General features: G+C 68.4%; 14 protein-coding genes and 1 pseudogene. 1 reads left to right on the top strand and 14 read right to left on the bottom strand.

Features of this window, described 5'->3' with window-relative positions:
* Nucleotides 1-172 precede the first annotated feature (172 nt).
* Nucleotides 173-1,597 (bottom strand): non-reducing end alpha-L-arabinofuranosidase family hydrolase, encoded by a 1,425-nt coding sequence (locus ACZ48Z_RS28525; RefSeq protein ID WP_468738745.1) that lies wholly within the window; start codon nucleotides 1,595-1,597, stop codon nucleotides 173-175.
* Between the two features lie 434 nt (nucleotides 1,598-2,031).
* On the opposite strand from ACZ48Z_RS28525, the gene ACZ48Z_RS28520 reads away from it, so the two are divergent.
* Nucleotides 2,032-2,256, top strand: a complete 225-nt coding sequence (locus tag ACZ48Z_RS28520) for a hypothetical protein (protein ID WP_468738744.1) — start codon at nucleotides 2,032-2,034, stop codon at nucleotides 2,254-2,256.
* Between the two features lie 36 nt (nucleotides 2,257-2,292).
* On the opposite strand, the gene ACZ48Z_RS28515 is transcribed toward ACZ48Z_RS28520, so the two are convergent.
* From ACZ48Z_RS28515 to ACZ48Z_RS28455, 13 genes and pseudogenes are all read right to left on the bottom strand, one after another.
* On the bottom strand, nucleotides 2,293-2,526 hold the full coding sequence (locus ACZ48Z_RS28515) for a hypothetical protein (protein ID WP_468738743.1): 234 nt from the start codon (nucleotides 2,524-2,526) through the stop codon (nucleotides 2,293-2,295).
* Nucleotides 2,527-2,687: 161 nt separating this feature from the next.
* Complete coding sequence (locus ACZ48Z_RS28510; protein WP_468738742.1) at nucleotides 2,688-3,059, bottom strand: PaaI family thioesterase; 372 nt, start codon at nucleotides 3,057-3,059, stop codon at nucleotides 2,688-2,690.
* A 63-nt stretch (nucleotides 3,060-3,122) separates the two neighbouring features.
* Nucleotides 3,123-4,460, bottom strand: a complete 1,338-nt coding sequence (locus ACZ48Z_RS28505; protein WP_468738741.1) for a ricin-type beta-trefoil lectin domain protein — start codon at nucleotides 4,458-4,460, stop codon at nucleotides 3,123-3,125.
* Between the two features lie 130 nt (nucleotides 4,461-4,590).
* Entirely contained in the window at nucleotides 4,591-6,573 is a 1,983-nt protein-coding gene (locus ACZ48Z_RS28500; RefSeq protein ID WP_468738740.1) for an alpha-L-fucosidase, read from the bottom strand.
* 57 nt (nucleotides 6,574-6,630) lie between these two features.
* A complete protein-coding gene (locus tag ACZ48Z_RS28495; RefSeq protein ID WP_468738739.1) occupies nucleotides 6,631-9,039 on the bottom strand; it encodes a ricin-type beta-trefoil lectin domain protein in 2,409 nt (802 codons plus the stop codon).
* 57 nt (nucleotides 9,040-9,096) lie between these two features.
* Nucleotides 9,097-10,929, bottom strand: coding sequence for an RICIN domain-containing protein (locus tag ACZ48Z_RS28490; protein ID WP_468738738.1), 1,833 nt, complete (start codon nucleotides 10,927-10,929; stop codon nucleotides 9,097-9,099).
* A 29-nt stretch (nucleotides 10,930-10,958) separates the two neighbouring features.
* Nucleotides 10,959-12,488, bottom strand: a complete 1,530-nt coding sequence (locus ACZ48Z_RS28485; RefSeq protein ID WP_468738737.1) for an arabinofuranosidase catalytic domain-containing protein — start codon at nucleotides 12,486-12,488, stop codon at nucleotides 10,959-10,961.
* A 30-nt stretch (nucleotides 12,489-12,518) separates the two neighbouring features.
* The gene (locus ACZ48Z_RS28480) at nucleotides 12,519-14,120 is read right to left on the bottom strand and encodes a glycoside hydrolase family 27 protein (RefSeq protein ID WP_468738736.1); all 1,602 of its coding nucleotides are present in this window, start codon (nucleotides 14,118-14,120) and stop codon (nucleotides 12,519-12,521) included.
* A gap of 53 nt (nucleotides 14,121-14,173) precedes the next feature.
* A complete protein-coding gene (locus tag ACZ48Z_RS28475; protein WP_468738735.1) occupies nucleotides 14,174-15,604 on the bottom strand; it encodes an arabinofuranosidase catalytic domain-containing protein in 1,431 nt (476 codons plus the stop codon).
* Between the two features lie 360 nt (nucleotides 15,605-15,964).
* A pseudogene (locus tag ACZ48Z_RS28470) lies at nucleotides 15,965-17,437 on the bottom strand (glycoside hydrolase family 10 protein); the annotation flags it as partial.
* Nucleotides 17,438-17,521: 84 nt separating this feature from the next.
* Nucleotides 17,522-18,655: a ricin-type beta-trefoil lectin domain protein gene (locus ACZ48Z_RS28465; protein WP_468738734.1), complete on the bottom strand. Its 1,134-nt coding sequence runs from the start codon at nucleotides 18,653-18,655 to the stop codon at nucleotides 17,522-17,524.
* 84 nt (nucleotides 18,656-18,739) lie between these two features.
* A complete protein-coding gene (locus tag ACZ48Z_RS28460) occupies nucleotides 18,740-21,187 on the bottom strand; it encodes an RICIN domain-containing protein (protein ID WP_468738733.1) in 2,448 nt (815 codons plus the stop codon).
* Between the two features lie 186 nt (nucleotides 21,188-21,373).
* On the bottom strand, nucleotides 21,374-22,942 hold the full coding sequence (locus tag ACZ48Z_RS28455) for an arabinofuranosidase catalytic domain-containing protein (protein ID WP_468738833.1): 1,569 nt from the start codon (nucleotides 22,940-22,942) through the stop codon (nucleotides 21,374-21,376).
* Between the last annotated feature and the right edge of the window lie 1,130 nt (nucleotides 22,943-24,072).

The following is a 24,072-nucleotide window of genomic DNA, read 5'->3' as shown; positions in this document are numbered from 1 at the left end:
GGAGCACCAAGGTGGCGAAGAACGCCGTGCCGGTCTCGCCCAGCGCTTGCCTGCCCTGCACGTCAGGCACCCCTGACTTCGGCCATGCGCGAGGCGCAATCAGCGGCCGTGCGGAGGAACCCCGGCCGACGCACGGCTGGGGTTCCTCGACACGATGAGCATCCGTCAACGGTCAGCGTTGCAGGGTGAGGACGCCCGGCCGCCATGGCAGTTGGTCGTAGGGGCCGCTCGCGGTCGGGGACTTGCCCTGGTAGAGGAGCTGCAGGTTGCAGGGGTCGATGGTCTTGGTCTGGTCGGGGTTGTTGCGGACCAGGTCACCGTGGCTGATGTCGTTGGTCCAGGTGGCGCCGCTGTTGGCCTTGCCCGCGAAGGGGTTGCTCTCGGTGGCGGCCTGCGGGGTCCACGAACCGTTCAGGCTGGAGGCCGTGAACGAGCGGAAGAAGCGCTGCTCGTTCGCACCCCGAGCCTCGACGATCATCAGGTACTGGTTCTGGCCCTGGACCTTGTAGACCTCCGGTGCTTCGAACAGGTTCTTCACCGTGTCGCTCATGACCGTCGTGTACGACGAGCCGAAGCTGCCGGGGAAGTTCCCGATCGGCATGCTCGCCCGGTAGATCTTGCCGTTGTCACCGGCGAAGAACAGGTACATGTTCTGGTCGTCGGCGATCAGGGTCTGGTCGATCGGGGCGGCCCCGGAGATGCTGCCGGTGAACAGGGGCTGGGGTGCGGACCAGCCGTTGGGGTTGGTGGGGTCGCTCGATGTGCGGTAGATGAAGGGCCAGGCCCCCCACTGGTACGCCAGCACCCAGATGTTCTTGGGTGCGAAGTAGAACAGCGTGGGCGCCACCGTGGCCTGGCTCATACCGGTCTGGCCGGCCGACGCCATGTCGGACCAGTTCGTGAAGGGACTGAACGCCATCGAGCCGTACGACGATCCCGACACGTTCGACGCGTAGACCAGGTGCTTGCCGTTGTAGACCACGTTGGTGAAGTCCTTCAGCGAGACCCACCCGTTCGCCGGCTGGGCCAACGCTCCCGTCGACGTCCACCGGTACGACGACGGCAGAGCGCAGTTGCCGCCGCCCGGCGGGGTTGTCCCGGACAGGCCGGTCCACTTCTGGTTGCTGCCGCCGTTGCACGTCCAGATCTCCACCGCCGTGCCGTTGGCCGTACCGGAGCCCGTGACGTCGAGGCACAGTCCGGACTCCACGCCGACGATCGTGCCGTCGGAGTTCACCCGCCACTGCTGGTTCGCACCCCCGCTGCAGGTCCAGATCTGCACCCGGGTACCGGCCGCGGTGGCGTGGCCCGGAACATCGAGGCACTTGTTGCCGAACACGGTCAACTGGTTGCTGTCCGTCGCCGTCCACTGCTGGTTGGTCCCGCCCGAGCAGTCCCAGATCTGAACGTACGTACCGTCGGTCTGGCTGGAGTTCGGCACATCGAGACATCGGCCGGCGGCGACACCGCGCAAGGCGCCGCTGGTGGCTGCCTGAGCCGGGTTGGCGACGAGCATCGCCGCCAACGCGACCAGGACCGCGATCGCGGCGGCGAGCATCACGGACACACGTCCGCGGTCGAAACTACGTCTGCGCATGGGGACCTCGTTGTCCTCGAGTGAGCGGTTCCGGCTGCCCTCGCGAAGGCCGGCCGGACTGTCGAGATGGTGCGGTTCGTAGCGGTCCGCGGCACCCAGGCAGCGGCGAAGGGCCGGTGGCGGCCGTCGGCGCACGGCTGCGACGGCACGCTTGACGCGACCATGACAGATGCATCATGCGGCATACCCTTTGCGACTCAAGCATGGCGGCAGGTGTGTGCGGTGACGTCCTGCTGTGCGGGTGCAGCGGCCCTCTCGTTCGTCATACCGAACAGCAGTCGAACTACCGAGCAATCTGGATGATAGGGAACCGTAGAGCGGCGTCAATACATCTCGCATGATTCGCCAAGACTCCCGAAACATTCGATGCGATGAGGGAGTGCACGAGAGTCTTCCGCGGGCCTCGAACCGAACCGCCCGGATCCGACAGGCCGGTGCTGACCGACGCGACCGGCTCCAACGCCGGGCCCGTCAACTGGAGTCCTTACCAGGAGTTCAACGTGTCCTTCAGCCCGGACTACTCCGGCAACGGGCTCCTGCTCACCTCCGACTTCCTCAACGCCCTGCGGGACAACACGCTCTTCCACTTCTGGAGCGGCGCCACCGTGACCTACGGCGTGACCAAGAACGCCGGCGCGGTGACCGGCACCGCCGTCTGACCTGACCGGCCCCGGATGCCGTCCAGGCACCCGGAGTCAGCCCGACTGCGTCACGTCGGCTACCGAGGGTCCGGACGTGTGGGACGCGGTGAGAAGCGCGCCGTGGACGGCAGAGGATGCCGCCCGTCTGACGTAGCGATCGCGGTCCGGAGGCCAGGCATCACGCTCTTGGTGGATCAGCAGAGAAACCGCCCCGTGCATGCCGTCACACAACTTCAAGGCGAAGTGGAGGTAGACGGCAGGCGGGCTGACTCCCGCACGTGTCGCCACGGCACGAATCGTCACCCCTCGGCGCCCCCGTCCTCCAGTAGTTGATCGGCGATGTCGGGGAGCTGGTTTCGGAGCAGCCCGCCCTGCCCCTTGGCGGCGCGCACCCGGGAACCGGTCGCCGACATGTATCAGGGTGCCTTCGGCACAACGGCGGTGACCACTTAGGTCACCCGGGCGCACAGTTCGCCCTTCTCATCGTGGACGTCGACCTCAATGACGGTGTTGCGCCCCAGACGCAGGGGACGGGCTGTCGCAACGACGCTCGTGCGTGCGGGGCGAAGGAAATGCGTGCTCGACTCCACGGTGGCCGGTGCGGCGCCGACCGGCCCGTTGAGGGCGGCGCACACGGCAGCGCACACATCGGCGAGCCCCATCAACGCCCTTCCGTGGAGGCCGCCGCCCACCGTGGAAAGGGAGAGATCGTGCGCCAGCCCGGCTTGGACGCCGGTCGCATTGATCTCTTGGAACTCGACTCCGAGCGTCTTGGCGTACGGCGCGAGCGCGTAGACCTCTTCGGCTTCAAGCGTGACCACGAGCTACTCCCGTCCTGAGTTAACGACGTTGACTTATCGTCGCTAACTCAGGACGTCAATCGTTCAGTTCTGCAGGCGCCAGTGCTGGTTGGCGCCGCCCGAGCAGCTCCACAGCTGGACTTTCGTCCCGTTGGCGGTCGCCTGGCCGTTGGCGTCCAGGCAGAGCCCCGACTGCGCTGCTGTGATCGTGCCGTCGGCGTTGACGTTCCATTGCTGGTCTGCCTGTCCGCTGCAGTCCCAGATCGCCGCCGGGGTGCCGTTGCCTGCCCCCTGGCCGACACCCAGGCACTTGTTGCCGTAGACGACCAACTGCTTTCCGGTGGAGTAGGTCCACCGCTGGTTGGAGCCGCCGTTGCAGTCCCACAGCTGTGCCTGCGTGCCGTTGGCCGTGGTCGAGTTGTTGATGTCGAGGCAGCGTCCCGACTGCTGGCCGACGATCTCCTGGTTGCCGGACTGCGGGGGCGGCGGCTGGTTCGAGCCGAACTGGGAGAAGAACTGCCACACCGCCGCCGACGTCCAGGTGCGCCAGCCGTCGCCGGTGGAGCCGTCGATGGGTCCGGGGTCGTGGCCCGCTCCGTCGAACGCGGCCCAGACGACGGGGTATCCGGACCTGCATCCTGAGTAGGTGGTGATGATGTGCGTCAGGCTTCCGTTGGCCGGCTCGGGCGGGTTCTGCGGGGTGCAGCCGTTCGTCCGGACGAAGGTGTCGCGCAGGTCTCGTCCCGACTGGATGGGCAGCACGTTGTCCCTGAGGCCGTGCAGTCCCATGTAAGCGATGGGCTGGTTGCCGCCGTTGCAGCCGCTGAGGTTCGCGCCGGAGTAGACCGCGACCGCGCGGAAGACCGTCGCCCGGGAGCAAGCGAGGGCGTACGACATCGCGCCGCCGTAGCTGAAGCCGGCGGAGAACAGCTGGGTGGTGTCGACGCACAGGCCCGATTCGATCTGGTTGACCATGGCGTCGACGAAGGCCACGTCCTGGCCGCCGGGGTTGGCCCAGCCGTTGCCGTTGCCCTGGGGGGCGACGAAGATCGTGCTGTTGTTGGCGTTGTCCGCCAGGCGCCTGAGGCCGTAGTAGGACCAGTTGTAGCCGTCCGTGCCTCCCGAGTCGACGTCGTTCGCGGTGCCGCCCCGCCAGTGGAAGCCGAAGACCAGCCGGTAGGGGTGGTTGCTGTCGTAGCCGGCCGGGACCCGCAGGATGTAACTGCGGTTCTGGCCGCCGCTCTGGATCGTGTGGTTGCCGCTGGTCAGCGTCGGTGCCTTGCCGCATCCGGCGCTCGCCGCCGCGGCGGACTTCGTGGCCGGTGCGGGTGCGCCGAAGGCGCTGCTGAACGAGGTGCCCGCGGTGGTCAGGATGAGAAGCAGTGCGGCCGCGATGGACAATAGGAGCGGTTTACGTTCCATGCTCTCCTTCTTCCGTCGTCGAGTTCTTCCGTCGTCGAGTTCTTCCGTCGTCGAGTTCTTCCGTCGTCGAGTTCTTCCGTCGTCGAGTTCTTCCGTCGTCGAGGGCTTCTGTCGTACGGGGAGCGCCGGTTCACACGCCGGTGATGGTCCACGCGTTGTTGGTGCTGGAGTTCGGGGTCCACAGCACCGTGGTGGAGCCGGCCGTGGTGCTGCCGCTGCCGTCGAGGGCGGTGCCCGTGCCACGGTTGACGATCTGGTAGCGGTTGTCGCCGAGGCTGGTGAGGGACCACTGCTGGTTGTTGCCGCCGTTCCACGCCTCCTGGCGGGCGGGAGCGCCGTTGGCGGTGTTGCCCCAGCTGTCGGCGGCCATGCCGTTGGTGCGGTTCATGATGCGGTAGTAGCCGTTGCCGAGGTCGATCAGCTGCCACTGCAGGTTGGTGCTGCCGTCGTAGTTCCACTGCTTGAGGTTGGAGCCGGAAGCGACGTTGCCCCCGCTGTCGAGCACCAGTCCGCTGGTCACGTTGGCGATCCTCACCCAGGTCGTGGAGCCGCCCGGCGCGCCCAGGACGGGGATCTCACCGGAGAAGGTGAGCTTGACCGTGTACGCCAGGGCGCTGAAGGGCGGGTTGGACGAGGGCATGGTCAGGTGCAGGCCGGATGCGTCCTGGGTCGGTGCGGGCAGGTTGACGTAGGTGCCGGCGGTGTTGCCGAGCAGTTGGGCACCCGTCAGGCTGCTGAGGTTGATCTGGTTCGAGTTCAGCGTCGTGACGGTCATGGTGCCGCCCTGCCAGCCCAGCGCGGTGGCGTACAGGACCTTGTTGTCCCGGCTGCGGGTGAACCGGATGTCCTGTGGTTTGCCGGCCACCGGTCCGCTGAACGAGCCGCCGCCCATCTTGGTGGGGCCCTCGCCGTAACTGGGCCAGGAGCGGGTGGAGTAGACCGCCTCTCCGAAGCGGCCGAGCCAGTCGCCCATGGCGAGCAGGATGGACTGCTGCCCGGAGGGGATGGTGCCGTCGGCCATCGGAGCGATGTTCAGCAGCATGCTGCCGCCCTTGCTGACCCGGTCGATCAGCGAGTGCAGCAGTGCCTGCGTCGAGTAGTAGCCGATGCCCACCGTGTAGCACCAGCTGGAGGAGGAGATGCTGTCGTCGGTCAGCCAGTAGGGGGTGAGCAGACCTGCCGGGCCGCCGCGCTCGAAGTCGAAGACCTCACCCTTGTTGTTGAGGCCGTCCTTGTAGGTCGCGACCACGTCCTTGTTCCACGCGACGGCCTGGTTGTAGTAGTGCGCGAGGAACTGGAGCCGGTAGGACTCCTGGACGAGGTGCAGGTCGAAGTCCTGCCAGACCAGGTCCGGTTGGTAGCCGTCGATGACCTCGACCAGCTTGTCGTACCAGAGCTTGTTCTCCGCGGCCGAGCCTTGCTGGCCGTAGAGGATGCGCAGCGTCGGGTCCGACTGGTTCGGCACGTTGTCGTAGAAGCCGTTGAAGTGGTAGGCGTGGTGCAGCGAGGCCATGAACTTCAGCCCCTGTCCGCGGATGGCCTGCGCGTGCAGCCCCACCAGGTCCAGCTTGGGGCCGCGTTGGACCGAGTTCCACGGGTTGGCGCGGCTGTTCCACATGGAGAAGCCGTCGTGGTGTTCGGCGACCGGGCCGGCGAACTTGGCGCCCGCCGCCTTGAACAGCCGAGCCCAGGCGTCCGGATCGAACTTGCCGCCCTGGGAGGCCAGTTTCGGGGCGAACTGAACGAAGTTGCCCGCCTTGTCACGGGCACCGTCGATGAAGTTGTTGTACGGCCAGGCGGAGGGGTCGCCGTAGGTGGACTTGTGGTGGTTGTTCTCGGACGAGCCGCCGATGTACATGTTGCGCGGGTACCACTCGTTGCCGAACGCGGGGACGCTGAAGACACCCCAGTGGTAGTAGATGCCGAACTTGGCGTCCTGGAACCAGGCCGGGGCCGGGGGGTGCTGGTCCACGGAGGACCAGCTCGGGGTGTAGCTTGCGGGGCCGTCGGTGGCCGCGGCCTCCGGGGCGAACCGCAGCAGGCCGTAGGCCGTCGCCGCGCCGGCCGCCGCCAGCAGTCGGCGCCGGCTGATCGGCAGGGACGAGGAAGTCATGTGGGGCCTTTCAGAGGGATCGGGGAGGCTCAGGAAGTCCGGCCGCCGGTCACGGGATCAGTCGCGCGTCCACTTCTGGTTGCTGCTGCCGTTGCACGTCCACAGCTGCAGCAGGGTGCCGTTGGCCGTTCCGGCGCCGGTGGCGTCCAGGCACAGGCCGGACTGGTCACCGGTGATCGTGCCGTCGGCGTGGATCGTCCACTTCTGGTTGCCGCCGCCTGTGCAGCCCCAGATGTCCACCTTGGTGCCGGGGCTGGTGCCCTGGCCCGCGGCGTCCAGGCAGTCACTGCCGTAGACCCGCAGCTCACCGGCCGAGGTGTTCGTCCACTGCTGGTTGCTGCCGCCGTTGCAGTCCCACAGCGCCACCTGGGTGCCGGCCGTCTGCGACTGGTTCGGCACGTCCACGCACCGGCCGGAGCCCGCCCCGACGATCGCGCCGGTCGTGCCGCCGTCGTTACCGCCGCTGCCGGGCGTGATGGACAGGTTGTCGAACTGTGCCGTCTCGCCTTGGCTGGTCCCGTAGCCGATCTGTCCGGCGGCCCAGGTGCCGTCGTTCACGGAACCGACCGTGGCGCCGTCTATGACGGCGGTGATCGTGGTGCCGGCGAAGGTGAGCGCCAGGCTGTGCCACCGGTTGGTGCCCAGCGCCGCGGTCGTGCCGCGGGCCAGGGTGGTGACGGTGCCGTTGGTGTTCGAGTTGAGGATCGACCAGGCCCCGGTGTCGCTCACCCGCAGCCGGTAGGCGTTCTGACCGCCGGTGCGGTCGTAGTCGTGCCCGCCCGCACGGCCGATCAGCTCGGCGTATCCGGGCTGTTCCAGCAGCACGTCCGACGTGAGGGTGTAGTTGCCCCAGCCCACGTCACCGAGCAGGGCGTGCGGATCGGTCAGCGAGTCCCAGGTGATCGCCCTCTGCGGGCTCATCTGGCGCACGCACTTTCCGCTGCGGCCGCCGCCGCAGCCCACCGTCTCGAAGGCGCCCTGCCAGTCCATGAGGTACTTCGCCTCGGTGCCGGTGGTGTAGCTGTCGAAGGAGTCGCTGTACGGCAGCTTCAGCGCGCTGCGGGCGGGACCGGTGGCGGTGCCCTTGCCCTGTCCGGTCGTGGTCGTCAGGGTGTAGAGGTGGCCGGGTTGGACGGTCAGGCTGAATCCGCCGCCGGCCGGGGTGATGTCCGTGGTGTGCACGAAGTGGTCGGCCGGGTTGGCGGACCCGACATCGGTGGACCAGACGTGGACGGTTCCGGTGGACAGTCCCCCGGTCACGTTGAAGTTCAGCGTCTGCGCACTGCCGGCGTCCATGGTCTCGATGACCGTGGAGTAGTCGGAGTTGTTCGTGGACTTGAGCGAGACGTAGCTTCCGTTGGCGCGGTTGCCGCCGATGTAGCCGCTGGAGGCGTCGAGGTAGTGCCATCCCGGGCTGGTGAACTGGCTGGTGTGCGCCATCACCCAGGTGTTCTTTCCGACCGAGTAGGAGCCGGACCACGGCTGCGCGGCCAGGGCCATGCCCATGGTGGGGTACGGCAGATTGGGAGTGAGCGCGGCGACCACCGGCCAGTTGAGGTACGCGGTCATGCGTCCGTCGATGTATCCGCGGTTGATGCCGCGGGCCATGGCCTGCGCTCCCCCGTTGTAGTCGTCCGAGCCGTTCTCGCTCGCCCACAGCGGCTTGCCGGACGACATGGCGGCCGCCGGCACCGAGCAGGTGGACTGGGACGACCGGTAGCCGCACGGGTAGTGCGTGCCGATGGCGCTCACCGCGGAGGCGAACGCCGGGTTGGAGTTGACGTCGTTCGCCACGGACCAGTCCGAGTCGGCCGCGACGATCTTGACGCTGCCGTAGCCGTTGCTGTTGAGGGCGCTCCGCAGCTGCTGGTACCAGGAGACGTTGTAGCCTCGCTCGTTCCATCCGCCGAGGTAGTCGATGCTCAGTCCGTGCTGCTTGGCGCAGCCCAGCCACGAGACGAGGTAGTTGACCATGTCGGTGGACCAGAAGTTACCGTTACCGATCCAGCCCGGGGCGCCCCAGGCGAGCCCGTACAGCTTGATGTTCGGGTTACGGGCCTTGGCCTGTTCCATCAGCCACCATTCGTAGCCCCGGTCGCAGTTCAGGTCGGAGCGGGTGTGCTGGTGGCTGGGCTCGGCTCCCGAGGTGGAGTTGGTGTCCCCGCCGATCTCGGCCTTGAGCATCTGCAGGGAGGCGCCGTAGCCGGGCCGGAAAAGGTAGTCGAGGACCTGGCCGCGTTGGGGTTCGGGGTAGTCGATCAGGAGTCTGCTGTTGCCGCCTCCCCCGCTGATCGCGCCGATGCCGTCGAAGGTCCGTCCGCCGGACGCGCCGTTGAGGGTGATGGCGGTGGCCGCCCGGGCCGGGGCGGCGGCTGTGCCCACGACGCCGCCGGCGGCCAGGACGAGGCCCGCGACCACGGCCGTCGGGACACGCAGGCGCCGTAGCAGCCGTGCGATTGCTGACACGGTGGGTTCCTTTCGCAGGTGGGGGGTGTCCACGGCCGGTGCGGACCAGCGGACGGTTCAGCGGACGAAGAAGTCCTGGTTGGTACCGGGTGCGTTCTTGCACTGCCACTGGTCGAGTTGCTGGCCCGCGGTGCTGCCGGCGCCGTAGACGTCCAGGCACAGACCGCTGTTGCGGTTCTGGAAGGCGTAGGAGCCGTCGGACTGGCGGACAGGCAGCCAGAGGCCGTTGGCCGCTGCGCCGGGGGGCTGTTGGACGATGTTCGGGGTGCCTGCCGTCGTGGAGCTGTTGGCCACCGCGACGTCCTGGCCGGAGTTCTGGGCGCGCAGTTCGCCGTAGCCGCCCGAGGCCGGCACGAACTGGAACTGCTGGTTGCTCTGCCCGTTGCAGGTCCACTGGTCGATCGCGGCCCCAGCGCTGCTTGAGGCGCCGTACACGTCCAGGCACAAGTTGTTGTTGGCGACGACGAGTTGGTGGTTGCCGGCCGGGAAGCCCTCGCCGCCGGAGGTGGCCGGGGTGAGATAGACGGCGAACGCGTCGTGCGCGCCCTGGAACGTCAACGGCACGGTGATCGAGCCGCCCGAGGCGCTCAGGTTCTGGTCGTAGACGGTCTGGGGCGCGGCGAGCGGGGCCTGGTCCGGGATGCGGTGCACCGTGACGTGCACGCTGCCCGCATTGGTCAGCCAGGGTACGGACGCCAGGCCGTTGAAGGTCACGGACGAAGTACCGGAGTTGCCGTTCGCGTCGCCGATGATCGCCACCGCGCGCTTGTTGGTGGGGTCCTCGGAGGCCGAGATCGCGGTGGAGCCGACCTGGCCGGAGGTGTCGACCAGGGTGCCGGTCATGTCGGCGTAGTCGCGCAGCGCCCACCAGTTGCCGGTCGGCTGCCAGGTTCCGCCGCTCTGGGTGAGCACACCCGTCAGGTTGGGGGTGACGCAGCAGACCCAGTTGCCGCGCATCGCGTTGGTGTACCCGGACTGCGCGAACCGCGCCAGGTACCAGGCCGTCACCCCGGCGGTCTGCCGGTCGGCGGGCTGGTACTCGTTCGCGGACAGCGGCAGCGGGCCGATACCCGCCGTGGTCAGGGCGCTGTTGAGGGACTGGGAGACGGTGACCGGGTCGTCGACGTCACCCTCGTCGTGGTTGGTGATCATGTCCGGGACCGTGCCGGCCGCCTTCACGTGCGCCAGCCAGGTCCGCCACTCCCCCGGGTTGCTCTGCGGGGTGAACGCGAGCGACGGTCCCACGATCTGCGCCGAGGGGGCGATGCGCCGAATCTCCCGGTAGGCGGTGTCCCACATCTGGAAGTACTGGGCGCTGTTCACCCCGCGGGTCCAGAAGGCGGAGATGTCCGGCTCGTTCCAGATGTCGTAGGCGAACTTCAGCCCCGACGCCTGGAGTGCGCCCACGGTGGAGTCGATGAAGCCGATCCAGTTGGAGCAGTCGCCGTTGTCGCACGGGTACCTGGTGTTGGACGGTTGGCCGCCGTTGGCGCCGTAGATGTCGCTGACCAGGACCTGGTACTGGGCGTGGTACGGCGGCTGGGTGAGCCGTTTCGCCTGCGCGACGATCGAGTCGAGGTCGGCCCGAGTGGCCGATCCGTACTGGTAGTTGTCCCTGATCCAGCCGCCGGAGAACCAGCCGCCGCCGCGGAACGCGTTGATCCCCAGCGGCTTGATGAACTGATCCGCCGGCTGGCTGCCGTCCTGCGTGAAACCGTAGAGGAACCCCTCACCCACGCCGGTCGACGGGCCCCGCGTCGACGCCAGGTTCACGCTCAGCGCCTCGCCCGAGACGGCCCGGCTCTCGGCAGTCGCCGACAGCTGCAGCACGAACGCCAAGACGATGCCGACGGCCAGTACCAGACGGCCCTGTCTCGCTCTCGCCCTCATTCGGTCCTCCTGCGTCACGTGTCACGGGGTCAGTTCAGTGACCACTGCTGGTTGGACCCGCCGTTGCAGGTCCACAGTTCGACGGGGGTGCCGTTGGCGGTGGCGGCGCCGGTCACGTCCAGGCACAGGCCGGACTGGGCGCTGGTGACGGTGCCGTTGGCGTTGACGTTCCACTGCTGGTTGGCCTGGCCGTTGCAGGTCCAGGTGATGACCTTGGTGCCGGGGCCGGTGCCCTGGTTGGAAGCGTCCAGGCACAGCCGGCTGCCGCCCGAGTCCACGGTGAGCTGGCGGGAGTCGGTCCTGGACCATGTCTGGTTCGCCGCTCCGGTGCAGTCCCGGATCTGCGTCTGCGTACCCGGCGTCGTGGATGCGCCGGGCACCTCCAGGCACTTGCCCGCACCCACCGCGTGCAGCGCGGTCGACGTACCGCCACCGCCCCCCGCGCCGTAGCCGGCCGCGGTGATGGCGCCCTGGACGGCGTTCTCGGTGGCGTCGGAGGGATAGCCCGCCGTGATCGCGCCCTCGAAGAACTCGCCCACGCCGTTGGGGCTGTTGTCGCCCCCGGTGCCGAGCAGGACCGAACTGTCGACCTTCATCGGTGAGTAGCCGTTCGGCAGGGGACCGGAGAAGGTGGTGGTCAGGCCGCCGCTCGCGCCGTTGCCGTATTTGAGAGTGAAGTTGGTGGTGCCGTTGTTCTTCAGCCACGCGCTGACGAAGGGGTAGTGCACACCGGGGTTGTTCGGGTCCTTGTTGGAGCCGGTGTTGGTGTGGAACATGCCGTTCTCCAGGTCGGCCTCGACCCACGGGCCGCTGCCGGTGCAGCCGCCGAACCAGCAGGCGGTGCCCCAGTAGATGGCGTTCATGGTGGCGTTGCCGGTGTCGGTGTGGGAGTTCTCACCGCTGCCGTAGTCGAAGCAGCACCACTGGCTCGTGTAGTTCGACGAGGTCACCATGTAGATGCCTTCGGGCTGGGCCCCGGTGGGCACCCCGGCGGCGTGGTCGAGCCGGTAGCCCACGCCGGGGGTGACCTTGACGCCGAACACCTGATGGCCGGCCGCGGTCACCGGCAGCGCCATGGCGTCCGCGCCGACGTCGGACCCGCCCGGCCCGGGCCCCTTCCAGTAGCCGCCCCAGGAGATCGGCATGTCGTTGTGCTTGGTGGTCTGGTCGTAGATCTTCGTGATCGTGCAGGACGTGCCCGCGCAGAACGACACCTGCGACGCGCCGTCCGCGTACCCGCCGGCGCTGAGCACTCCGATGTCGCGGTAGGTGTGGTCGGAGGCCCGCTGGATCTGGTACAGCGGCCCGTTGTACGCGGCGAAGAGCGCCCTGGTCGTGGCGTGTGCCGTCACGCACGGCGTACCGCCCGCGGCGTAGAGGTCGCACGGGAGCGACGCGTCCGCCACGCTGTGGGCCGCCGGACGGGCGACGGCCGCCGTACCGGCCCGCGGGGATGTGGCGAAGGCCGGTACGCCGAACGCGGCCACGGCCATCGCCAGGGCGACAAGGAGCACGGCTTTCCATCGCCTGCTTCGGCGATCACCGGCTGGTTCGAGCATGGAGACCTCCTCCGGGGTTCGAATGCGGAGTCATCCCAACGTCCACCGCTGGCTGTTGCCGCCGTTGCAGGTCCGCAGCTCGGCGAGGGTTCCGTCGGCGGTGGCTCCTCCGGCGACATCCAGGCACAGGCCCGACTGGACGCCGGTGATCGTGCCGTTGGCGTTCAGCGTCCACTGCTGGTTGCTCTGGCCGTTGCACGACCAGATCTCCACCTTCGTGCCCGGTGTGGTCTGGTTGTTGTAGGCGTCGAGGCACATCTGGTCGCTGCCGGAGTAGACGGTGAACTGGTTGGACGCGGAGTGCGTCCAGGTCTGGTTGGCGCCGCCGTTGCAGCTCCAGATCTGCACCTGGGTGCCGGCGGTCCTGGTCGCGTTGGGTACGTCCAGGCACTTGGCCGCACCCACCGCGTGCACCGCGCCGGTCACGCTGGTGCCGCCGCCGCTGGTGCCGCCCGCGACCCGGTACATCACGGTGCCGTGCGCCGGGACCGAGGCGCTGATCGTGCCCGAGGTGGTGGAGGACGCCCCCGACCACAGGTCGGTCAGGGTGTAGGCGGACGCCCCGGTCTTGCCGATCGCGGCCGCGGTGGTGGAGATGGTCGCTGTCGAGCCCGTCTCGTTGAACAGCGCCACCGACACGTCCCCGTTGGCCAAGGGCTTGGCCAGCACGTCCCGGCCGCCCGAGGAGGAGACCATGGTGCCCTGCTTGCCGAGGGGGTCCTGGTCGACCGCGATCACCCGGGAGTTGGTCAGCGTGGACAGGGTCTCCGCACTGGCCGAGGGGATGTTGGTGCCCGCGATCAGCGGTGCGGCCATCTCCGCCCACAGGCTGAACTCGCTGCGGCTCTCGGTGGCCGTCATCGAGCCGTTGCCGACCTCCAGCATGTCCGGGTCGTTCCAGTGGCCCGGTCCCGCGTAGGAGGCCAGTCCCACGTTGCTGTGGAAGATCGACAGCATGCTGGCGAAGTTGGCGCTGATGTCCCCGGTGGTGCGCCAGCTGTTGCCCACGCCCGCGCCCCAGGTCCACACGTTGTCCTGGCCCCAGTTGCACAGGCTGTACAGGATCGGCCTGCCCGTGGCCGCCAGGGCGTCCCGCATCGCGGTGTACCGGCTCTGCGCGGACACCCCGTTGTTGTTGCAGTTGTCGTACTTCAGGTAGTCCACGCCCCACGACGCGAACGACTGGGCGTCCGTGCTCTCGTGCCCCAGGCTGCCCGGATACCCGGCGCAGGTGGCGGTGCCCGCGTCCTCGTAGATCCCCAGCTTCAGCCCCAGCGAGTGCACGTAGTCTGCGGTGCCCTTGATGCCGTCGGGGAACTTGGCCGGGTCCGGCACCAGACGGCCGCCGGAATCGCGGTTGTGGGTCATCCAGCAGTCGTCGATGTTGACGTAGGAGTAGCCGGCTGCCTGCATGCCGTTGGTGTGCATCGCCTGCGCGGTGGACTTGATCAGCGACTCGGAGACGTTGCAGCCGTACGCGTTCCAGTCGTTGAAGCCCATCTGCGGGGTCAGTGCCAGCCCGTTGCCGAGCGCGGCGGCGGGCTGCGCCGTGCCGAGACAGACGAGGGGTACGCCCATGCAGAACAGCGCGATGGAGAACGCGACCGCCAACATCCGGGTGATCATGTGCATGTCATTGCCTCCTGGGCCGGGTTGCGGCAGAACTCGCCGTGGGACAGAAGGACTCAGCGGTATCCGGCCGCGGTGATGTTGGCCTGCACCGCGTTGTCGGTCGCGTCGGAGGGGTAGCCGGCGACGATGGCGCCCTCATAGAAGGTGCCGGCGCTCAGGTTGGCGCCGCCACCGGGCTTGCAGCAGTCACCGCCGCTGCCGAGGACAATGGCGCCCTGCTTCTTCATCGGGCTGTATCCGCCGGGAAGTCCGCCGTCCCACAGGGTGGTCAGGCTGCCGGACTGCGCGTTGCCGCCCTTGAGGGCGAACCTCGACGTCCCGTTGTTCTTCAGCATCGCGGTGACGAACTTGCTGGTGAAGGCTCGCTGGTTGCCATTCCAGGACTGGCTGCCCCCGGAGTACAGGCCCCATTCGAGGTCGGCCTGCACCCAGGGGCCGCTTCCCGAGCAGCCGCCGAACCAGCACTGGGTGCCGAAGTTGATCGCGTCCATCGCCCCGGCCGCGTCGGCCTTCCGTGTCGTCTCGCTGTTGCCGTAGTCGAAGCAGCAGCCGTTGTTGACGTGGGTGCCGCTGGTCACCATGTACGCCCCCTCGGGCGCGCTGCCGGTCGGCACGCCCGTCAGATGACCGTCCCGCCAGTAGCTGTTCCCGGGATTGATGTACAGCGAGTACGCCTTGGTGCCCCCGGCGGTCAGCGACTCCGAGGTCGCTTTCGCGGGACTGCTCTGACTCGATCCCGGGACCTGGGCCGATCCCTGGTACCACAGGTCGTTGCCGCGTCCGGACTGGTCGTAGACGACCGTGATCACACAGGAGGTGCCCGCGCAGAACGAGTCCTGCGCCGCCGCGTCGGCGAAGCCGCCGGCCCCCCGCACACCGATGTTCCTGGTCGCGTTGTCCGAGGCGCGCCTGACCTGGTACAGGCTGCCGCCGTACGACCCGTAGAGCGCCCGCACCGTGCTGTGCGCGGCCACACACGGAGTGCCGCCCGCGGAGTAGAGGTCGCACGGGCCCGACCCACCGGGCGCGGGCGGAGTCGTCGACGTGGTCCACTTCTGGTTGCTCTGGCCGTTGCAGGTCCACAGGATGACCGCGGTGCCGTTGGCCGTGCCCGCCCCGTTGACGTCCAGGCACAGGCCGGACTGGACACCGGTGACGGACCCGTCCGAGTTCTGTCGCCACGCCTGGTTCGGCTGACCGTTGCACGACCAGATGATCACCGGGGTGCCCGGCGCGGTCCGGTTGTCGTAGGCGTCCACGCAGCGGGTGCCGCTCATCGTCCTCAGCTCGCCCGCCGAGGTGAACTCGAACGCCTGGTTCGGCTGATTGTCACAGTCCTGGATGTCCAGCGCCGTTCCCGGGGTGTCGACATTGCCTTTGACGTCCAGACACCGCCCCGACGCCGAACTCACCAAGGGCGCCGGTGTCGATGCCGGGGCGGACCATGTCTGCGAGGTCGCCGTCATCATGGCCAGCAGCGCCATCACGCCTGTGACCGCGAACGCCGGTAAGCGTCGTCTGCGAGCCGTGGGGCTGCGACGGGAAAGGAGTGAAGGCCGCATTCTGTTCCTCGCGTAGGTGGGGGAAGGTGACAGAGAGTGCTGTGCCTGGCCGAACGGGATGGTGGCGAGGGCAATCGAGAGCACCCACAGGAACCACTCAGACATCCCATGTCATAGTGATTCCACAGGTCCACGAACGAGTCAATACACACGACACTCCCAATCAGATGCTGATCCATCCCATGTATCGCCCCAGGTCAGTCCGTTATGAGGGCATGCCGGAACCCGCGTCCGGCGACGGCCGCCGTACCGGACGCGGGGTGTTCGTTCCGGGTCACCTCACCTGAAGTTCCAGTGCTGGTTGGCGCCGCCGTTGGAGTCCCAGATCTGGACCGGGGCCCCGTTGCCGGTCTGCCCGCTGGGGATCTCCAGCGCCCGGCCCGAGGCGACGTTGATCAGGGTGTACGAACCGTCGCCGTTGACGCTCGCCCGCCAGTGCTGGTTCGCACCGCCATTGGCGTCCCAGATCGCCATCCGGGTGCCGTTGCCCGTCTGGCCGCCGGGCTCGTCCAAAACCCGCCCGCTGGCGATGTTCGTCAGCGTGTAGGAGCCGTCGCTGTTCTGACTCGCCCGCCACTGCTGGTTCGCAGCAGTGCCGTTGGCATCCCAGACCTGCACGGGCGTGCCGTTCGCCGTCTGTCCGGACGGCACGTCCAGCACCCTGCCCGCGGCCACGTCGGTCAGCGAGTACACCTGGCCCGAGACGATGCCTCCCCCCGGGTTCCCCGTCCCTCCGCCCAGCGCGGAAAGGGCCGCGTCGTAGGCAGGCTTCTTGTTGCCGTTGTTGTCGAACAGCAGCGGGTTCTCCCCCGTCCGCCACGAGTCGCTGTCCCTGATCCCCCACACCGTGATACCGGTGCAGCGGGCAACGCTCATGCACGCCCGGACCGTGTTCCCGTACGCGGTCGCCGAGGCCTGGGCGATGTCGAGTTCGGTGATCTGGACGTCGACGCCGAGGGCGGCGAAGTTGGACAGGGTGGTCTGGAAGCTCGACGGCGGGCCGCCTGCGCCGAAGTGGCTCTGGAGGCCGACGCAGTCGATGGGCACACCGCGCGCCTTGAAGTCCCTGACCATGTTGTAGACGCCCTGGGTCTTGGCGTCGGTCCAGTTCTCGATGTTGTAGTCGTTGTAGCAGAGCTTGGCCGAGGGATCGGCGGCCCGGGCGGTGCGGAAGGCCTCCTCGATGAAGCCGTTGCCGAGCACGTTCTGGAAGACCGAGCTGCGGTGCTGACCGCTGCCGCCGTCGGCGAACGCCTCGTTGACCACGTCCCAGGCGTAGATCTTGCCCTTGAAGTGGTTCATCTCGGTGGTGATGTGGTTGTTCATCACGCTGCGCAGGGTGCCTGCGTCACCGATGGAGCTGACCCAGCCGGGCAGTTGGGAGTGCCACACCAGGGTGTGGCCGCGCATCCGCTGCCCGTGCGCGGTGGCATGGCTGACGATCTGGTCGGCCGGGCCGAAGTTGAAGTTGCCGCGGGACGGTTCGGTGGTGTCCCACTTCATCTCGTTCTCCGGGGTGATCATGTTGAATTCCCGGTCGAGGATCGTGGAGTACGTCGAGTTGCCGAGTTTTCCGGCAGCCACGGCGGTTCCGAAGTAGCGGCCGCTGTCGGCGGCGGCCGCGCCCAGCGTGCCGGAAGCCGCGTGCGCCGCGAGGCCTGCGGGTCCGGTCAGGGCCAGTGCCGTGCCGGCCAACAGGCCGGTGGCCGAGACCAGGGCCCTGCGGAGCAGAGACGCGTCGTTGAGCCAGGACATGAAGGATCAACCTCCTTGTGCGGGTGCGTGAGAGGGACGGACACCGGCCACGGGCCGGTGCCGCGCTGGAGTGGTGTCACGGGTTCAGGACACGGGCAGAGCGGTCCACTGCTGGTGGGCTCCCCCGCTGCAGTCCCACAGGACCAGTTGCGTACCGTCGGTGGTGGACGCGCCCGGGTCGTCGAGGCAACGGCCGGAGACCGGGTTGCGGTAGCCGCCGTTGTACGTCTGCCATTGCTGGTTGGTGCCGCCGTTGCAGTCCCAGATCTCGATCTTGGTGCCGTTGGCGGTGCCGCGGCCGGTGACGTCGAGGCACTTCCCGAGCGCCCTCAGGGTGCCGTCGGAGCGTGCGGACCACGTCTGCGCGGCGGAGCCGTCGCAGGACCGGATCTCCGCGGCGGTCCCGTTGGCGCTGTTGCCGCCGTTGACCCCCAGGCACTTCCCCGCGATCCCGGAGCGCACCTGCCCGGCCGCGGAATCCGGCGGCTTGATCCAGCCTGCCGCGTCCGCGGCCTGGATCCCCGCGTTGAACGCGTCCGCCATCTTGCCGAAGCCGCTGTCGTTGGGGTGCAGGGCGTCGGACAGGTCCGCGGCGGTCAGGGCGCTCATGTCCACCAGACGTACGTGCTTGCCGGCAGCCTGCTCGGCCTGGACGATCCCGGGCAACTTGGCGTTGAAAGCGGGCCGGTTGGCCTCCTCTGTGCCGCTGGTGGAGATGATCACGGTGCCGACGAGCACGGTCGCGTCGGGTGCGGCTCTGGTGATCTGGTCGATGAGCGCGTGGAGCCGGTCGGCCGCGGTCGGGATCTGGAAGTTGCCGTTGAGGTCGTTGGTGCCGATCTCCAGGGTGACCACGTTCGGCCGGTAACGGGCCAGCACGGAGTCCGCGATGCCGGCGATCTGGTCGATCCGCCAGCCGGAGTGGCCTTCGTTGTCCGGGTCGGCCATGGTGCCGTTGCGCCCCGAGCCGACGAAGTCCAGGGTGTGCCCCTCGGCCGTCAGCTTGTTCGCCAGAAAGCTCCGGTAGCTGTTCCCGGACGGGCTGCCGACGCCCCAGGTGATCGAGTCGCCCAACGGCATCAGGCGCAGGGGCGTGGGCGCGGCGGCCCGGGTGGCGGAGGGCGGCGCCTCTGCGGCGGTGGCCGCGGCGGGCCATGCGGCGCCCATTCCGAGGGTGGCCGCCAGCGCTGCGGCCAAGGGTGCCCAGTACTTCTTCATCAGCGTTCCTCACTGGGTGCGGGACAGTGGGTGGGGGGTGAACGAACCGCCGGTCGGTGCAGGCGCTTCAGAGGCGCGAGCAGGTCAGCGGGGGGTGAAGTCCTGGTTGGTGCCGGGTGCGTTCTTGCACTGCCACTGGTCCAGTTGCTGGCCCAGGTTGCTGCCGCCGCCGTAGACGTCCAGGCACAGGCCGCTGTTCTGGTTCTTGAAGGAGTACGAACCGTCGGACTGCGCTACCGGCAGCCACAGAGCGCTGGACGATCCGCCCGCGGTCTGCTGCACGATGTTCGGCGTACCGGCGGTCGTGGAGCCGCCCGCCACCGCCACGACCTGTCCGGAGTTCTGCGCGCGCAGTTGCCCGTAGCCGCCCGAGACTGGCACGAACTCGAACTGCTGGTTGCTCTGCCCGTTGCAGGTCCACTGGTCGATCGCGGCGCCCGCGCCGGTGGAGTTGGCGTACACGTCCAGGCACAGGCTGTCGCTGCCGATCACCAACTGGTGGTAGCCCGCGGGAAAGCCGCCGCCGCCCGAGGGCTGGACGCCTGCCTGCTGGATCACGTCTCGGGCGCCCTGAGGCCAGTTGGTGCCGCTGACCAGGACGTTGCCGGTGAGGACGTTGTTGTGCGGAGGGCCGGTGGCCACGTACGTGTTGCCGCCGTTGTACCAGTTGCCGGAGAACGTGCTGTCGTCGGTGTGGTTGTTGGCGTTGGCGTTGGTGAGCGCCCAGTTGCCGGCGTCCTGCACCACGTTGGCGGACACCTTCAGGTACCGGGAGCCCTCGTCGAGGTACAGCGCGGTGGTGCGGTTGTTGTCGTACATGTAGTTGTCGGAGATCACCGAGCCGGGGGCCGCGGACAGGCTGTAGATGCTGCCGCCGTCGAACATCGCGTTCTTGGTGTCGAAGACCAGGTTGTGGGAGACGGTGTTGTTCTTCAGCGTCGTGGGGGTGCTGTAGATCGGCTGGTAGTTGTACGTGCCCCGGTTGACGTAGTCCTGGCTGCCGCCCGGGTCGTTCATTCCCCAGCCCCAGCCGATGTCGATCCCGTCGTAGGGCAGGTGGTCGCACTGGTTGTGGGTGATCGTCGCGTTCGTGACGTAGGTGGACAGGATTCCCGCGGTCTCCTTGTAGTCGGTGCCCACCCCGCTGACCTTGTTGTTGCTGATGGTGATGTTCTGGTTGGTCATCTGGGGGTTGGCCGGGTGGTGCGCGTCCGGCTGGATGCCGCCGACCTGGATGCCGCTGCCGGCGATGTCGCTGAACGTGTTGCCGGTGATGGTGACACCGTTCGCGCCGAGTCCGGTGCCGGAGGCCGTGGCGACGCCGTCGTTGCCCACGCCCAGTCCGGCCTGCCCGAGTTCGGAGAACGTGTCACCCGAGAAGGTGATGCCGGTGGCGGCGGAGACCTGGACGGCCGCGGGCATCTGCACCCAGTGGTTCCGGGTGGCCTCGAACTGTGTGCACCCCGACTTGCAGGTGCTCAGCCAGTTGGCGGGCATCGCGAAGTTGCCGGTGATGTGCGCGCCGCTCTGCTGGTCCGCGTACCCTTCGGGTCCGCTCGGGCCCAGCCAGGAGGTCCCGGTGAACCGTATGCCGGTGAATGCCAGGCCGGTCGCGGGTGAGCCGTAGCTGCCGCTGATGCCCAACAGGCTCTGCAGCCGGGGCAGTTCCACGTCGAGGCTGTTCGGGTTCTGCCCCGCCTGGGCGCGGTAGTAGAGGTCGCCGGTGGACGAGTCGAGGTACCACTGTCCGGCCTGCTTGAGGAACGCGTAGTTGTTCTCCAGGTACATGGTCCCGCCGGCGAACGGCGCGTTGATGGTGTCGTAGCCCCAGGAGTTGTTGTTCCAGGCGGGCTGCTGCATGGTGATGGTCCTGCCGCTGATCGACTGGACCGGCGCGTAGCGGTCGGTGAAGGAGTTGAGGCTCTCGACTTCCATGTGGCTCTGGTCCGAGAGACCGGCCAGGTAGTCGAGGGAGGAGTCGGTGAAGGTCAGGCCGGTCTGGGTGAAGGTGAAGCCGGCGCGGGGCACCTGGATCGCCGCGCGCGGTGCCTGCTTTCCGTTCACGTACAACTGACGCGTGTTCACGCCTGTGCCCACATGGACCGACCAGATGTTGCTGCTCTGATCATGTACCTGCCAACCAGATATCTGCTGGGCGCCGCTCACGACTGGCTGCTGCCCGGACGTGGCCTGGTAGGTGATCGTGTGGCCGTTCTGGCCGCCGTCGCCGGAGCCGAAGGCCAGCGGCTTGGACTGCCGGTAGGTGCCACCGGCCAGGTGGACCACGACGTCCGCGTCGGCCGCGAGCCGGTGCGCGGGCTGCCGCGCCTGGTCGATCGTCGCGAACGGCTGCGCGGCCGTGCCGTTCCCGCCGGGAGCCGCATCCGGGGCCACGTACAGATCAGCGGCCGCTGCCTGGCGCTCGGCCGGTACGGCGAACGCGGCCCCGGCCATGGGCAGGCTCCCGGCCAGTAAGGCGAACAGAGCTACGGGGGCGGCCCAGAGACCGCGGAGCGCTCTGGCTCGGGACATCGTCATCCTCCAGTGGGGGCGGTGGCGCCTGGTGTGGGGCCCAGTGGTTGTTCGGCCGCCGGATCCGCCGGGGCCGCTGCATGACCCGCCTCCTCCGCTCAGGGCGAGGGGAGCGGGTCATGGGCGTTGGGTCGGTGAAGGCCCGTGGCCGGCGGTGAACCCGGCCACGGGCTGGAGCCGTTCCCCTCAGCTGAGGTTCCATCGCTGGTTGGAACCGCCGTTGCAGGTCCACAGTTCGGCCAGGGCACCGTTGGCCGTGGAGGCGCCGGTGACGTCGAGGCAGAGGCCGGACTGGATGCCGGTGACGGTGCCGTCGGAGTTCAGCTGCCATTGCTGGTTGGCACCGCCGTTGCACGGCCAGGTCACGACCTTGGTGCCGGCGGTGGTCTGGTTGTTGTAGGCGTCCAGGCACATCTGGCTGCTGCCGCTGTATACGGTCAACTGGTTGGAGGAGGTGCGGGTCCAGCTCTGGTTGGCGCCACCGCTGCAGTCCCGGATCTGCAGCTGCGTGCCGGCCGTGGTGGACGAGTTCGGCACGTCCAGGCACTTGCCCGCGCCCACCGCGTGCAGCGCGCCGGTGCCCGTCCCGCCGGTCGCATTGCTGTATCCGGCCGCGGTGATGTTGGCCTGAACCGCGTTCTCGGTGGCGTCCGACGGGTAGCCGGAAGTCATCACGCCCTCGTAGAAGGTGCCTTGGGCGCCCTTGCTGTTGTCACCACCGATGCCCAGGATGATGGCGCCCTGCTTCCGCATCGGGTTGTAGCCCGAGACGTTGGGGCGCACGCCGTCGTAGAACGTGGACAGGCTGCCCGACTGCGCGTTGCCACCGCGGATCGCCCAGTGGTTCGGGCCGCCTTTGACGATGGCGGTCGTGTACCGGTAGTTGATGGTCGGGTCGTTCGCGTTGTAGTGCTGGTTCACCCCGGAGAACAGGCCGTTCTCCAGGTCGGCCATGATCCAGGGGCCGTTGCCCGAACCGTAGCCCCAGACCTTGATGTTGCCGAAGTAGATGGCCTCCATGGTGCCGTTGCCGTCGTCGTTGCTGTCCGTCTCGGCATTGCCGTAGTCGAAGCAGCAGCCGCCGTTGTAGTGCGTGCCGTCGAAGATCGCGTACATGCCCTCGGGGTTGTCCCCGGTCGCGATGCCGTTGGTGTGGTTGTTGCGGTATCCCGTACCGGGTGCCACGAAGACGCCGTAGGCCTTGTGACCGCCCACCGTGGTGGGCGCGGCCGTCGCGTTCGCGAGGTTGTCGGGACCACCCGCGGCACCGCCGCCGGGCGCCTGGGTCAGGTTGTTCCCGCGCCCGGACTGGTCGTAGATGATCGAGATCAGACAGGTCGTCCCGGAGCAGAACGAGTCCTGCGCGCCGGCGTCGGCGTACCCGCCCGCACTCAGGACGCCGACGTCGCGGGTGGTGTTGTCCGAGGCGCGCCGGACCTGGTAGAGCGGCCCGTTGTACGAGGCGTACAGCGCGCGCGTCGTGCTGTGGGCCGCCACACAGGGCGTTCCGCCGGCCGCGTAGAGATCACACGGTCCGGAGGTGGCGGCCCGGGCCGTCCCGGTCGTGGCCGTGGCGCCGGCCAGCGCGCCGACGGCGAGCACGGCGGCTGCCCCCGCTCGGGCGAATGTTTTCGGCCGAGAGGTGCGGGAGCGCTCCCACGAACGGACAGATGCCTGGTCCGGCCCACTTCCCGGCCTTCCGCGGCGCCGTATCGCAGCGAGCAGTCGTTGGACGCCACCGCGCCCGAACAGCATGTGGCGTTCGGTCCCTGTGGTACCTGTCGTTCCCATCCGATCTCCCTACCGTGCCGGCGGATCCAGTCGGGTTTGGTGCTGGGAGCGCTGACGCATGCGGCAGCGCTTGAAGGTGCCGTTCTTGCAGTGGGATTGCAGAGAGGTTTCGGGGGGAGACGGTGCTCCCGATTCCGTGGGGCTGTCAAGGGTCCGGACATCCTCCGTCCGCATCGTGCGCGGAATCGGTTCGATCGCCGATCTTCCCGGATTCCCTTCCACCGGGCCGCTCAGGCAGGTTCGGCGTGAGGGTGGACGAGCGGTGGTGCGCGCTGTCGTCGGGGCGGCGCGGCGGGTCGCGGGGGTCCGATCGACGTCCGGGCTCCGCTCACTCGGGCGCACCCCTGCAACGCTTCTGAGCAGGAGCGTGGCCGTCGAATATGACTGACGAGGGGTCAGCGCGCACCGAACCGGCTGATGCGCCGGTCCTTCATCCGTGCGTGGGCACCGCCTTCGCTGTGCCGCACGCCATTGACCCCATGTTCCGCCGGTCGTAACATCCCGTCGAAGCGCTTGCGCGGAACCGATTCGATTCCGGCCTCCACGGAGGGTGTGAGACGCCGAGGGGCGTGACGGGCCCGGCAGCCCGGCGTGTTGCTCCCTGCGTACTCGTGGCGGTCGGGCGTTCAGAGTGTTCGGCTTCGGTGCGGCAGTAGGGCGCTACGGCATCCTGCGGCTCTGCGGCTCTGCGGCTCTGCGGCTCTGCGGCTCTGCGGCTCTGCGGCTCTGCGGCTCTGCGGCTCTGCGGCTCTGCGGCTCTGCGGCGCAAAGATAACGAGTCCGCGGCGCGAGGCAAGCCCCTCGGTGGCAGCGGCGGTGACAGTGCCTGCGGGCGACTTTGCGGGGTGCCTCCGCCCGACGGCTTTCGCTGATCCCTGCCTGCGCAGCCCGGTCCAGGTCTTGTGCCCCGTCGCGATCATTGCTGCGCCGAGCGTCAGTGCGGCAGGTATCAGCAGCGCGGGCCGGCTGGGGAAGACCAGCACGTAGACCACGGCTCCGTGGACCGGACAACGACCGAGCACCCCGGCAGCACGGTGCTCGTCCTCGGCGACGAAGTCCTGGCCATGCTCAGCGACTACCGCTGAGCGGCACCG

Source organism: Streptomyces sp. NPDC031225 (genome assembly GCF_055570355.1).
Note: the sequence above shows the minus strand (reverse complement) of the source record. Positions and strands in the feature narration are given on the sequence as shown.